13 protein-coding genes are annotated in these 13,905 nt (G+C 38.0%); 8 read left to right on the plus strand and 5 right to left on the minus strand.

All coding sequences use genetic code 11. The features are described from left to right. The 3 genes from DV63_RS0209505 to DV63_RS16075 form a co-directional block, all read left to right on the plus strand. Positions 1-2,510, plus strand: a 2,510-nt coding sequence (locus DV63_RS0209505) for a DEAD/DEAH box helicase family protein (RefSeq protein ID WP_031202817.1), incomplete at its 5' end; no start/stop codon positions are given. Positions 2,511-2,512: 2 nt separating this feature from the next. Beyond that, a complete protein-coding gene (locus DV63_RS16070; protein ID WP_000916916.1) occupies positions 2,513-4,468 on the plus strand; it encodes a site-specific DNA-methyltransferase in 1,956 nt (651 codons plus the stop codon). A gap of 120 nt (positions 4,469-4,588) precedes the next feature. Next, complete coding sequence (locus DV63_RS16075; RefSeq protein WP_000846870.1) at positions 4,589-5,437, plus strand: DNA/RNA non-specific endonuclease; 849 nt, start codon at positions 4,589-4,591, stop codon at positions 5,435-5,437. Between the two features lie 349 nt (positions 5,438-5,786). Here DV63_RS16075 and DV63_RS16085 read toward each other — a convergent pair whose 3' ends face one another. Genes DV63_RS16085 through DV63_RS18390 form a run of 4 tightly spaced genes read right to left on the minus strand, consistent with a single transcriptional unit; the run spans position 5,787 to position 9,976 of the window. Continuing rightward, entirely contained in the window at positions 5,787-6,614 is an 828-nt protein-coding gene (locus DV63_RS16085; RefSeq protein WP_000643499.1) for a prephenate dehydrogenase, read from the minus strand. Positions 6,615-6,622: 8 nt separating this feature from the next. Then, on the minus strand, positions 6,623-9,085 hold the full coding sequence (gene lon, locus DV63_RS16090; protein WP_000133705.1) for an endopeptidase La: 2,463 nt from the start codon (positions 9,083-9,085) through the stop codon (positions 6,623-6,625). Positions 9,086-9,125: 40 nt separating this feature from the next. Then, positions 9,126-9,788 (minus strand): outer membrane protein assembly factor BamD, encoded by a 663-nt coding sequence (locus DV63_RS16095; protein WP_001237315.1) that lies wholly within the window; start codon positions 9,786-9,788, stop codon positions 9,126-9,128. Positions 9,789-9,829: 41 nt separating this feature from the next. After that, on the minus strand, positions 9,830-9,976 hold the full coding sequence (locus DV63_RS18390) for a hypothetical protein (RefSeq protein WP_000034852.1): 147 nt from the start codon (positions 9,974-9,976) through the stop codon (positions 9,830-9,832). Between the two features lie 230 nt (positions 9,977-10,206). On the opposite strand from DV63_RS18390, the gene fliW reads away from it, so the two are divergent. Next, a complete protein-coding gene (fliW, locus tag DV63_RS16100; protein ID WP_031202822.1) occupies positions 10,207-10,596 on the plus strand; it encodes a flagellar assembly protein FliW in 390 nt (129 codons plus the stop codon). Here fliW and DV63_RS18680 read toward each other — a convergent pair. After that, the gene (locus DV63_RS18680) at positions 10,557-10,730 is read right to left on the minus strand and encodes a flavoprotein oxidoreductase (RefSeq protein WP_338010352.1); all 174 of its coding nucleotides are present in this window, start codon (positions 10,728-10,730) and stop codon (positions 10,557-10,559) included. The genes fliW and DV63_RS18680 overlap by 40 nt on opposite strands. A 47-nt stretch (positions 10,731-10,777) precedes the next feature. Between DV63_RS18680 and fabZ the strand changes: the two genes are divergently transcribed. From fabZ to DV63_RS16120, 4 genes are all read left to right on the plus strand, one after another. Next, on the plus strand, positions 10,778-11,257 hold the full coding sequence (gene fabZ, locus DV63_RS16105) for a 3-hydroxyacyl-ACP dehydratase FabZ (RefSeq protein WP_000438052.1): 480 nt from the start codon (positions 10,778-10,780) through the stop codon (positions 11,255-11,257). A gap of 3 nt (positions 11,258-11,260) precedes the next feature. Beyond that, entirely contained in the window at positions 11,261-12,073 is an 813-nt protein-coding gene (gene lpxA, locus DV63_RS16110) for an acyl-ACP--UDP-N-acetylglucosamine O-acyltransferase (protein WP_000034092.1), read from the plus strand. Between the two features lies 1 nt (position 12,074). Continuing rightward, the gene (clpX, locus tag DV63_RS16115) at positions 12,075-13,421 is read left to right on the plus strand and encodes an ATP-dependent protease ATP-binding subunit ClpX (protein ID WP_001006326.1); all 1,347 of its coding nucleotides are present in this window, start codon (positions 12,075-12,077) and stop codon (positions 13,419-13,421) included. A gap of 42 nt (positions 13,422-13,463) precedes the next feature. After that, a partial coding sequence (locus tag DV63_RS16120; RefSeq protein ID WP_020981822.1) for a rod shape-determining protein occupies positions 13,464-13,905 on the plus strand: 442 nt, incomplete at its 3' end.

Consider the following 13,905-nt stretch of genomic DNA (forward strand, 5'->3'; position numbering starts at 1 on the left):
CAGCCATAAAAGATTGTGTGCCAAATAACACGCCCAGTAATGGAAAAATAGAGCTACCCACCCACATCACCAGTAATTTAAAAAAAGAGCTTAGAGATTATCAAAAGAAAGCGATACACCATTATTTAGAAAAACGACAATCCAACCCAACTCAAAAGCATTTCATGTTTGAAATGGCAACCGGTAGCGGTAAAACCTTAGTGATGGCGGGTTTGATTTTAGAATGCTACAAGCAAGGTTATCAAAACTTTATCTTTTTTGTGAACAGCACCAGCATTTTAGAAAAAACGAAACTGAATTTTACAGACAGCGTCTCATCAAAATACCTTTTTAGTGAGAATATTAATATCAATGATGAAAACACAGAAATTAAAAGCATCAATAATTTAAACGAGAGTCACAACGGCGCTATCAACATTTATTTCAGCACCATTCAAGGCTTGTTTTCCTTATTCACTAAGGCTAAGGAAAACGCTATCACCCTAGAGGATTTAAAAGATCAAAAATTAGTTTTTTTAGCGGATGAAGCGCACCATTTAAACACAGAAACTAAAAAGAAATTAAGCGGCGCGGAATCTAGTGAAAAACGCAACTGGGAAAGCGTTGTGAAATTAGCCCTAGAACAAAATAAAGACAATTTATTGCTGGAATTTAGCGCCACTATCCCTAATGAAAAAAGCGTTAAAGACAAATATGAAAACTTAAAGGTGGTAACTTACACCTTAAAAGAATTTAGCGAGGATAAATTTTGCAAAAACATCTACTCCCTTTCTTATGAAAATAAAGACTTAGAAACACGCTTTTTAGGGGCATGCGTTTCAAGTTTGTATAAAGAATTATTAGCCCAACACCATAATATTGAAAACTTTAAACCATGCATTTTGTTTAAAAGCGAAAGGATTGAAGACAGCAAAGAAAATCAAGAGCACTTTAACGCTTTTTTAGAAAATTTAAGCCCTTTAGATTTAGAAAATTTTTTCAATCACAGCCACAACGCTTTTTTTAAAGACGCTAAAAACTTTTTTGACAAGCAAAAATACACCCCTAACCTTGCCGCATTCTTGCAGACGAAATTCAAAAAAAGCGTTCAGATCAACACCAATAACGAAAAAGAATTAGAAAAGGGCATGCTTTTATTGAACTCCCTAGAAGACAGAGACAACCCTAAAAGAGTGGTTTTTAGCGTGGATAAGCTCAATGAAGGCTGGGATGTGTTAAATTTGTTTGACATTGTCAGGCTTAAAAATAAAGCGAGCCGAAAAGACACCACTAAAGAGGCCCAGCTCATAGGGCGAGGAGCGAGATACTACCCCTTTAGCTATAACGATTTCAAGCCAAGCCGCATAGAGTTTTACCAACGCAAGTTTGATCTTTTTAACCCCTTAAGTGCGCTGGAAAGGTTAGACTACCATACCGTTTATGACAGCGAGTTTATCGCTCAATTAAAAAACGATTTGAAAGATATAGGATTAGGGTTTACAGATGAAAATAAAGAAAAACAGACTATCCCTTTAACGCCCACCAAGAATTTCAAATGCTACTATGCGAGCAATACAAAAGACAAAAACAAAAACCTGTTCAATAAAGACTATACAGACCCTGTTAAAGTGAAACTCCAAAGTTTGCATGTCCCCTTATGTGGCTTTATTGTGCATGAAAAGAAAGTGGATTTTAAAGAAGACAATCAAGGCGATAGAACTTATTATAAACCCCATACCTTAGACAAGATCCCCCTAAACTATTTTTTAAAAGCCCTTAATTTAAAAAACCTGGATTTCAAAACGCTTAAAAAAGCCTTTAAAAAACATGCCTTTAACAATAAAGTGGAATTTATAAAGCAATATATTTCTCCATTAAAAACAAACTTTCATAAAAACCAAAAGTTTGACGATAATAAAATACTTTTAAAACTCGCTGTTTATATCATTGAAAGCTTAAAAGACACGCTTTTAAAAGAACAAGACAAATACAGCGTGAGCGAATTAGAATTGAAAGAATTTGAAACGCATGATAAAAGCCTTAGCGCTAGCGAATTGGAAAAAGACATTCCCTCTTATGAATGGCTGCTTTTTAAAGACATGAGGAAACTAGACAGCGGTTTAGAAAGGGGTTTTTTAAATTTCATCAACGATAATAAAGAGGTTTTAGACAAGAAATTCAAAGAATGGTGCGTTTTAAGGAACGATCATTTCACGGAGTTAAAAGTCTTTTGCAATATAGAAAACAGCCCCTATTACGCGCAAGGTTTTGAGCCGGATTTTATCCTTTTTGCCCGAACGCGTAGCGATGAATTTTTAGGATTCACTTGTTATATGGAAGCTAAAGGCGAACATTTAGAGCCTTCTAACGCTTGGAAAAAAGAATTTTTAGAAACGCTAGAAAACGCTGATCTTAAAAGCCGTAACAAAAAATTAGATTTAAAAGGCTTGCCGTTTTTCACGCTCAAAAATAGCGTAAGCGTAGTAAATAGCGAATTTGCAACCGCTTTCGATCAAATTTTTAAGGATTAAAAATGTTAAAAAACCCGCTAAAAACCCTACTAGATGATTTAACCAACCATTTCACTAAAGAACGCTTAGAAACTTTAATCATACAAAATGATGAAGAGCTTTTAACTTTCATGCTTGAGCATGAAAACGCTAACGACTACAAAAACGCTTTTTTTAAAACGATCGCTAATGCGCTTGTATTCAACCAAGAAGCGTTATTAGAATGTTTGACGAAAGAAATAGAAAACTCTTTCACACGATTTGCCAATAAAATAGGCTTATATTCACAAGGGCGCCCTAAAGATCATCCTATCAAATCCAGCGAACTAGTCGTTTTGAATTTCCCTTTTAAAGACAATGTTTTATTAGGCAGCGCTAAAGATAACAGCACCAAAACTAACGAGTGTTTTTACCATGAGATACTGCATAAAAAAGAAATTGATGCGCTTTTTAAACAAAAAGCGTTGTGCCGTTTTGAAATGCATGGAGAAGGCGATTTAGAAAGCGCTTTAAAAGACAAAAACACAAACTACCTCATCAAAGGCAATAATTTGATCGCTCTTCATTCTTTAAAAAAGAAATTCGCTAAACAAGTTAAATGCATCTACATTGACCCCCCTTATAATACGGGTAATGACAGCTTTAATTACAACGATAATTTCAACCACAGCTCTTGGCTAGTGTTTATGAAAAACAGGCTTGAAGCGGCTAGGGAATTTTTAAGCGATGATGGCGTGATTTTTGTGCAATGCGATGATAACGAACAGGCTTACTTAAAAGTGTTAATGGATGAGATTTTTCTTAGGGAGAATTTTGTGAATTGTATAGTGTGCGAAATGAGCAATGAGTCGGGAAATAAAATTCAACATGCAATTCAAGGAAAAAAATTTCCAAAGGTTAAAGAGTATATATTAGTTTATGCAAAAAATAAGGAAAATGTATGCTTAACAATACCGAAAGTTCAAAAAAGAAAATGGGATAAAGAATATAACATTATCATTCCAACGCTGTCAGAATATATTTCTAATACAATAGATACTTTAATTGCTAGTAATAACGAAAAAGAACTTAATGAGATTTTATCTTGTCATAGGCTTATGCCTTTAAGTCAATATTTGCAAAATAATAATATCAATGAACAAGATGAATGGAAGTTTGAAAATTCATATAGAATTTTTGCATCAAAACCTAATATAGCACTTAGGGATAAGGCAATTACTCTACATTTTAATTCTCAAATTTATGCTTTAAAAAATTCTCATGAAAATATTAAAATTATAAGAACAGATTTTAATAGAAACACAGATACGGCAAGAATTGAATTAGTTTCTGCAAAAAACAACCAATCTGTATTTTTAAGTGATATTTGGAAAAAAATTGTTACAACAGGAGGAGTTGCACAAGAAGGGGGTGTAATTTTAAAAAATGGTAAAAAACCAGAACATTTACTAGAAATTATTTTAAGGTCAGCCACCCAAGAAAACGATCTCGTGTTAGACTTTTTTGCCGGGAGCGGGACGACTTGCGCGGTGGCACACAAAATGAAGCGCCGCTACATTGGCATCGAGCAAATGGACTATATAGAAACCATCACCAAAGAAAGGTTAAAAAAAGTCATAGAGGGCGAGCAAGGGGGCATTTCTAAAAAATGCGGTTTTAAAGGGGGCGGGAGTTTTGTCTATGCTGAATTGAAAGAAGTGAATTTAGAAATTAAAAAACAAATCCTTAACGCTAACAGCGCGAGCGAATGCCTAAAAATCTTTGAAACTCTTAGCGAGCGTTTTTTAAAACGCACCGATTGTAAGACTGATGAAATCCATAGCGAAGAGTTCCACAATTTAGATTTAAACGAGCAAAAAAGGATTTATTGCGATTGTTTAGATTCTAACGAAGACTATTTAAACTTGGGCGATATGGACGAAGACGTATGGGGGATAGATGGGGTCACTAAAAAATACAATGAAATTTTTTATTCTTAAGTTTGCGATCGTTCAATGCGTGCTATTTAACGCATCAAAACGCTACGCCTATTTAGTGGGTAAAAATAAACGATTAAAAATATTGTTGTAGTATTCAAGCCAATCAAAAAGGAGCAAAACATGAAAACCTTTAAAAACCTGCTCTGTTTTAGCCTTTTCGCTATGAGTTGGCTCCAAGCGGACATGCTGGACAATTTCACTAAGGCTATTAACAGCTACACCGCTAAAAAGCTTAATGAAATCAAGGATCAAGCCAATAGCGCTAACCCCACTAAGACCTATGCTAATGGCATGCTCACCAACATTGATTGTAAAGTCTTAAAAAACAACTTCTATTCGGTGTGTTATTCTAGCGAGTTAAAAAACCCTATTTATGGCGTAAGCGTGTTGTTTGGGGATTTAGTGGATAAAAATAATATTGAAAAACGCTACCAGTTTAAAACAGACACTCGATTAGGCGAATACCAACAAGCCACGACACAAGATTACACCAGAAGCGGTTTTGATAGGGGGCATTTTGTGGCGAATGACGCTTCTTTTGATTTTGCGTCTAACCCTTTAAGAGAGACTTACAGAATGACTAATATCACCCCTGAAGCCAAAAACACCAACAGGCATTCTGTTTTATTAGTAGAAAAAGAGGGCCGTAATTTGGCTAGGAAATACCATCAAGTTTTAGTAGAAGAACTCACCATCATCAAACAGGGTTATAGAACCTTTAGCTCTAAGAATATCGCTATCCCTAGCGGATTTTGGTACCACTATGATATAAGCCTAACGGATAGCTATGAAAACGCTAAAAGCGAATGTTTTTATATCCCTAATGACAACCAAAAGTATCCCTTACAAGAAATGAGAAGAGATTGTAAAGAATATGAGCGCGTTGAAAAGCAAGTGGTTTTTAAGAACAATAAAAACGCTGAGTTGAATGAATTGCCTAAGTATTTTAACAACGCTAAGAAATATTAAAACCGCCAATGCCCATAAAAACACCGGCATTTTTGATAAAAAGGTTTAAGAATCAAATCCCTAAACGGCTAAAATTTGTTTTTTGTTGGAAGCGATAAGGGTTTCATAGGTGTTGGAGGAATGAGATAAAAATTATTATTGTAATTATGAAAAATACAACAATAGATCCGGTTTTTAAGACAATCTCTTATAGTTGTTTGCTGGTTTTCTAGATCGATCCACGCTATCCACTGCTATCCATATGAACAGCCTGTAATCAATAAAAACAATCCAAAAATGCCCCATTCTGCTTCTCGCAACTCTAAAAACAACAACATGCAAATTTTAAATTATTTTACATCATTTTACTTTACATGAACTCCTGGAGTTTGTTCGCTTGCGCCATCCATTCTGCAAGGCTTTCATAATCGTTATTTTCTATCCAAGCCTTAGCTTGCGCGATTTCTTTTTCGCATTTTTCAATCGCTTCTAAGACATTGTCTCGGTTTTGTTTGAAAACATCTTTCCACATTAAGGGCGAGCTTTTAGACAAACGGCTCATATCTCTAAACCCCCCACCCGCTAAAGATAGAATCATCTCTGGGTCATTTTGCTTTAAAACGCTATTGGCTAGAGCGTAGCTCAAAACATGGGGTAAATGGCTGATATAAGCCACATGGGTGTCATGCTCGTTAGATTTCATTTTAATCAAGCGCGCTTTAACGCCTAAAAAGATTTCTTTAGCGATCTCTACTTGCTCAGTCCCTGAATCTTCTAAATCGCACAATATCACAAGAGCGTTTTCATACAGCCCCTTAACGCTCGCTTTAGGGCCATAAAACTCTGTCCCGCACATGGGGTGCGCGGCGATGAAATTTTGACGGATGCTTTTAGGGATATTGAGAATGATTTGCGCTTTTGCCCCCCCTAAATCAATGATCGTTGCACTTTTTTTGATAGAGGTCATTTTTTTCAAACATTCAATGATGCCCTCAACTGGAATGGCCAGAAAAATCACATCGCATTCTAAAATCTTTTCAAATTCCACGCATTCATCTACAAGCCCCAAAGTCAAAGCCAATTTGGCATGCAAGGCGTTGTGATCATAGCCTATAACGCTTTTAAAACGCCCCCATTCTTGCAAGGCTAACCCTAAACTGCCCCCCATAAGCCCTAAACCAATAATGCCTGCTTTCATGCCAACTTCTAAAGTAAAGTTTTTTCTAACACTTCAGCGATGTTTTTCACCGCAACGATGTTTAAATTCTCTCGCACTTCAGCAGGGATCTCATCTAAATCCCTTTCGTAATTTTTGACAGGGATGAGAGCGGTTTTAATGCCGGCTTTAAAAGCGGCGATCAATTTTTCTTTCAACCCTCCTATGGGTAAAACTTCCCCGCTCAAAGTCAATTCGCCTGTCATTGCCACTTCGCTTCTTGTAGCCCTGTCGCACAAAATGCTCGCCATCACGCTCGCCATAGCGATCCCAGCGCTTGGGCCGTCTTTAGGCGTAGCCCCCTCAGGGACATGCAAATGCAAATCGTAAGCGTTATAAACTTTCAGCGCTTTTTTCTTTTTCTTACTCTCTGCATCGGTCTCGCTAGGGATTTTAGGCGCTTTTAAGGTTTCGTTATCCAACAAGACTTTGACAACAGAAAAGGCAATAATGGCGGATTCTTTCATCACATCGCCTAAACTCCCGGTGAGTTTCAATTCCCCCTTGCCCCTGATCTTAACCGCTTCAATTTTAAGCACATCACCGCCCACTGGAGTCCATGCCAAACCATTGACGATACCGATTTTATTTTCTTTATCTATGGGGTCAATTTCAAACACCATGCGTTCTAAATACTCTTTAAGGTTGTTAGGCGTGATAGAAACGCAGAAATCTTTGTTCTCGCCTTTTTGATCTTCGCCTTTTTTGGTTCGCCCTTTTTTGTGCGGGTTATCTTCTAGGTATTTTAAAGCTACTTTACGCATAATCGTTGCGATCTGTCTTCGTAAATCCCTAACGCCCGCTTCTCTGGTGTATTTTTCAATAATGAGTTTCAAACACTCATGGCTAATACCCACTTCGCTAGGTTTTAAGGCGTGCTTTTCTAATTCTTGGGGGATGAGGTAGTTTTTAGCGATTTCTTCTTTTTCATTAGGCGTGTAGCTGGAAACGCTGATAAATTCCATTCTGTCTCTTAAAGGGGCTGGGATCCTGTCAATATTGTTAGCGGTAGCGATAAAAATCACTTGCGACAAATCAATGCTAAAATTCGCATAATGATCCCTAAAAGCGCTATTTTGCTCAGGGTCTAAGATCTCTAATAAAGCGCTCGCTGGATCACCCCTAACGCTCCTATCCACCTTATCAATTTCATCTAAAACCATGACCGGATTCATCTTTTTAGCTTCAATAAGCCCTTGAACAATGCGCCCAGGCATTGAGCCTATATAAGTGCGTCTGTGCCCTCTTAATTCATTCACATCTTCTAAGCCCCCCAAAGCGATCCGAACTAAAGGACGCTCTATCGCTTTAGCAATGGAATTAGCCAAACTCGTTTTGCCCACGCCAGGAGGCCCATAAAAGCATAAAATCGTGCCTTTAGCTTTGTCTTTTTTTTCTGGCTTTTTCTTGTGGCGCATTTCTAAAAGCTGCATGGTGGCAAAGTATTCCACAATACGCTCTTTAGGCCTTTTTAAGGAATAATGATCGTTGTCTAATTGCTCTTTCACATGCTTAATGTCAAGCGATTTTTTTTCATACTGCCCAAAAGGCACATCCAGCATGGTTTCAATATAATTTTGTAAAGTCGCGCTATCAGAGCTGTCCGCATGGGTTCGGCTGAGCCTATCAATTTGCTTTTTGATCTCCTTAAACGCTTCTTCTTTTAAAAAAGGCTTGATGCTTTCTAGTTTTTGGTAGTATTGGTTTAAATCTTCGTCTCGCTGTTTGTCTGTGCCAAGCTCTTTTTGGATTTGTTTGAGCTGCTCTTTTAAGAAATATTCCTTATTGGTTTGCTCCATTTTTTGATGGACTTTGGACTTGATTTCTTTTTGGAGTTTTTGGGTTTTAGTCTCTTCTATCACAATATCAATCAAATCCAACAAGCGCTGTTCGGTGTTGTTGTTCGCAAAAAGAGAATACGCTTGATCTCTTTTTAAATGCAAGGCCGCTGCGATCAAATCAGCGATGCGGTTAGGATCGTCATTGTCTTCTAAAGCCTTGATCAAATCCGGAGGAAAGAGTGAGCTGACATTGGCTAGAGTGATCACTTTTTCTTTTAGCACTTCCACGATAGCTTGAATGTTTTCTTTATCGTATTCTAAATATTCAATGGGGCTTATTTGAGCTTCCAAAAAGCCTTGCTCGTTTTCTTTGGCAGGCTCTAAAATACGCCCCTTAGCGATGCCATTAAAGAGCAATTTCACGCGCCCATTAGGCATGTTGGCTTCACGCATAATAGATCCAATCACCCCCACATCATAATAAGGGGCTTCATTGTCGTTCAATTTGTCTTTTTGGCATGCAATAAAGACTAATGATTTATTGTTTTTAGCGTAAGCTAGCGCCTTGATGCTCGCGTTATTTTGCAAAAAAATAGGGGCTATCATAAAGGGGTATAAAAAAGTGTCTTCTTCTACCAATAAAGGCAGAATTTTAGGAAAATCTTCAGTCATTTTTCATCTCTCTGTTATAATTTGCATGGTTTGAAATATCCTACCAATCAAAGATTAACACATACCAAGGCATGTGCGATGGTTTGGGTTTAGTCTCTTTTTCTAAAGTCTCATCTATTCTTTCTAAATAGCGTTTCACGCCCTCAGGCTTGTGGCGTTTTTTATAGACATTTGCGATCGCGCGATTGAGCTCGTTTTGCCCTAAAATGAATTTGATTTGCATGTATTCTACATAGGGGCGGTAACGGCTGTTAGGGTATTTTTCTATAAATTCGCCTAAACTCACAATAGCATTAGAGATAAATTCCTGGTCTTTAGAATGGTTTTTGAAAGCGTAATAATGCGATTGCAATTTTAAAAAGGTCAAATAATCCACATTGTCTTTCGTCCCAAAGCGCTTGATGTATTCATCAAAGTAAAAAGACGCCAAAACATACTCTTTCTTTTTCATGTGCGCTTGCCCTAAAGCTAGCATCGCTTCTGGGACAAGGGGGGAATTGATGTGTTCGCTTTGTAAAGAAGAATAGTAATTGTCCGCTGTTTCTAAATTAGCAAAAAGGATTTCTCTCAAAATCCCTTGATACCAAAAGATCGCCGGTTTGTTGTATTCGTCTTTTTTTTTCTTTTTGTTCGCGCAACCGGTGCCTATAACAATGATTGCCATTGTGATAAAAAGGAAAGTTTTAAAATGTTTTAAACGCATGCCACCTGTCTTATAAAATTAAATTTTTGAATAACTCATGGTTATTTTTTCTTATCTTTCTTATTCCCACCGAATAATTTAAACACCATTTCTCCAATCAAGCACACCGTGCCAAAAATGTTCCACCCAGCACCATAATTAGATTTACTGGAATTATTTTTCTTGATTTGTAGTTTTATTTTACTCATTTCTTATCTCCTTAAATTATATCCTTATTATATTTTATAATTGTTCCGTTAAACTTCCATCATGGTTAATTTATTGGGATTATACCCAAAACTAGCAAAAATTGATTTTACCAAAATTGTTTGATATAATACAGAGTTTAGTTTAGAAATCATTGAGCGCTGGTTTTAAGGCGGTCTTTTATTCTTTAAGGAGAAGATTTTGTGCTTTTTTAAAGGGAATGCAATCGCCTATGATTTTTGATGTGAAAGCGCCTATCTTAGGGTTTGAAACCATTCATAAAATGCGTTTGCAAAAGATTGATGAAGTCTTTTTGCGTTTGAATAGTGCAGAAAATAATTCCGTGGTGTCTTTCACGCTGGTTAATCCCTTTGCTTTAAGAAAATACGAATTTGAAGTGCCTACCCCCTTAAAAATCCTTTTAGAATTAGAGGGAGCAAAGAGCGTTCTAGTCGCTAATATCATGGTCGTTCAAACCCCCATTGAGCTTTCCACCGTGAATTATTTAGCCCCTTTAATTTTCAATTTGGACAAACAGCTCATGGGGCAAGTGGTTTTGGACTCTAACAAATACCCACACTATCATTTAAGAGAGAACATTCTAAGCCACACGCATGAATGATGCATGAGCGGTGCATGAGCGGTGTTTATGTAAAGCGTTTCTTTAAGTTTATGGCGCGATACATCGGTGTTTTTGCAAATGCAAGCGAGCGGTTTTCTTATGGTATAATAGCGGTTATTTTTTAGAATAACCAACGCTAAAAATAGCACTTTAATTGAATCCAAAACAAGGAGTTTATTTTATGGAACAAAGCCATCAAAACTTACAATCCCAATTTTTTATAGAGCATATCTTACAGATTTTACCTCACCGCTATCCCATGCTCTTAGTGGATAGAATTATAGAGTTACAAGCCAATAAAAAAATTGCCGCTTATAAGAACATCACTTTTAATGAAGATGTGTTTAACGGGCATTTCCCTAATAAGCCCATTTTCCCGGGCGTTTTAATTGTAGAGGGCATGGCGCAAACGGGAGGGTTTTTAGCTTTCACTAGCTTGTGGGGGTTTGACCCTGAAATAGCCAAAACAAAAATCGTGTATTTCATGACGATTGACAAGGTTAAGTTCCGCATTCCTGTAACCCCAGGCGACAGATTGGAATACCATTTAGAAGTCTTAAAGCATAAGGGCATGATCTGGCAAGTGGGCGGCACGGCTCAAGTGGATGGCAAAGTGGTCGCTGAAGCCGAATTAAAAGCCATGATCGCAGAGAGAGATTAAAAAATGAGTAAGATTGCAAAAACAGCCATTATCTCTCCTAAAGCAGAGATTGGCAAGGGCGTAGAGATTGGGGAATTTTGCGTGATTGGGGATCATATCAAGCTCAATGATGGCGTGAAACTCCATAACAATGTAACCTTACAAGGGCATACTTTCATCGGGAAAAACACCGAAATTTTTCCTTTTGCCGTGTTAGGCACACAGCCTCAAGATTTAAAATATAAGGGCGAATACAGCGAACTGATCATTGGAGAAGACAACCTTATTCGTGAATTTTGCATGATAAATCCTGGCACTGAAGGGGGGATTAAAAAAACCATTATTGGGGATAAAAACCTGCTCATGGCTTATGTGCATGTCGCTCATGATTGCGTGATTGGCAGTCATTGTATTTTGGCTAATGGCGTAACTTTAGCAGGGCATATTGAAATAGGCGATTATGTCAATATTGGCGGTCTTACAGCGATCCATCAGTTTGTGCGTATCGCTAAAGGGTGCATGATAGCCGGTAAGAGCGCTTTAGGCAAAGATGTGCCTCCTTATTGCACCGTAGAGGGCAACCGCGCTTTTATTAGGGGGTTAAACCGCCACAGGATGCGCCAATTATTAGAGAGTAAGGATATTGATTTCATCCATGCGCTTTATAAGAGATTGTTTAGCCCTGTCCCCTCCTTGCGAGAGAGCGCTAAATTAGAGTTAGAAGAGCATGCCAATAACCCTTTTGTAAAAGAGATTTGCTCTTTTATTTTAGAGAGTTCTAGGGGCGTGGCGTATAAGTCAAGCGAATATTCTAGCGAAGAAAAACAAGAGGAGTAACATGAACGAAACGCTTTATTGCAGTTTTTGCAAAAAACCAGAATCAAGAGATCCCAAAAAACGCCGCATTATTTTTGCGAGCAACTTGAATAAAGATGTGTGCGTGTGCGAATATTGTATAGATGTGATGCATGGGGAATTGCACAAATACGACAGAATGGATTCTTTATTGGTGCTTAAGAGAGACCGATTAAGGAGAATGGAATCAAGCGTTCATGAAGAAGAGTTTTTGCTCTCTCACATTCCAGCCCCTAAAGATCTTAAGGCGGTTTTAGACAATTATGTGATAGGGCAAGAGCAGGCCAAAAAGGTTTTTTCCGTAGCCGTGTATAACCATTACAAACGCTTATCTTTTAAAGAAAAACTCAAAAAACAAGACAACCAAGACAGCGATTTAGAGTTAGAGCATTTAGAAGAAGTGGAATTGAGCAAGTCTAATATTTTATTGATCGGCCCTACAGGATCGGGCAAAACTTTAATGGCGCAAACTCTAGCCAAGCATTTGGATATTCCTATCGCCATTAGCGATGCGACTAGCCTAACTGAAGCGGGTTATGTGGGCGAAGATGTGGAAAATATCCTTACAAGATTGTTGCAAGCGAGCGATTGGAATGTTCAAAAAGCCCAAAAAGGCATCGTGTTTATTGATGAGATTGATAAAATCAGCCGTTTGTCAGAAAACCGCTCTATCACCAGAGATGTTTCTGGCGAGGGCGTTCAACAAGCGTTGTTAAAAATCGTTGAAGGCTCTTTAGTGAATATCCCCCCTAAAGGCGGCAGAAAGCACCCTGAGGGCAATTTCATTCAAATTGACACGAGCGATATTTTATTCATTTGCGCCGGAGCGTTTGATGGGTTAGCTGAAATCATCAAAAAACGCACCACGCAAAACGTGTTGGGTTTCACTCAAGAAAAAATGAGCAAAAAAGAGCAAGAAGCGATCTTGCATTTAGTCCAAACCCATGACTTGGTCACTTATGGGCTTATCCCTGAGCTTATCGGCCGTTTGCCGGTTCTAAGCACGCTAGATAGCATCAGTTTGGAAGCGATGGTGGATATTTTACAAAAACCTAAAAACGCCCTAATCAAGCAATACCAGCAACTTTTCAAAATGGATGAGGTGGATTTGATTTTTGAAGAAGAAGCGATCAAAGAAATCGCTAAACTCGCTTTAGAGCGAAAAACCGGGGCTAGGGGACTAAGGGCGATCATTGAAGATTTTTGTTTGGATATTATGTTTGATTTACCCAAGCTTAAGGGATCGGAAGTGCGTATCACTAAAGATTGTGTTTTAAAACAGGCTGAACCTTTGATCATTGCTAAAACGCATTCTAAAATTCTTCCTTAAGGAATACGCTTATAAAATTAATTATAAAGGATTAGAAAGGGCATGATTTTTAGCAAATTAATCGGTTTGTTTTCGCATGATATTGCCATAGATTTAGGCACGGCTAACACGATTGTGTTAGTCAAAGGGCAGGGCATTATTATCAATGAGCCTTCTATTGTGGCGGTGCGCATGGGATTGTTTGATTCTAAAGCTTATGATATTTTGGCAGTGGGGAGCGAGGCTAAGGAAATGCTAGGCAAAACCCCTAACAGCATCAGAGCGATTCGCCCCATGAAAGATGGCGTGATTGCCGATTATGACATTACCGCTAAAATGATCCGCTACTTTATTGAAAAAGCGCACAAACGAAAAACATGGATCCGTCCGCGCATCATGGTGTGCGTGCCTTATGGATTGACAAGCGTGGAAAGGAATGCGGTTAAAGAGAGTGCTTTAAGTGCTGGGGCTAGAGAAGTCTTTTTGATTGAAGAGCCTATGGCAG

The organism is Helicobacter pylori FD535 (assembly GCF_000296015.2).
Lineage (GTDB): Bacteria > Campylobacterota > Campylobacteria > Campylobacterales > Helicobacteraceae > Helicobacter > Helicobacter pylori_CT.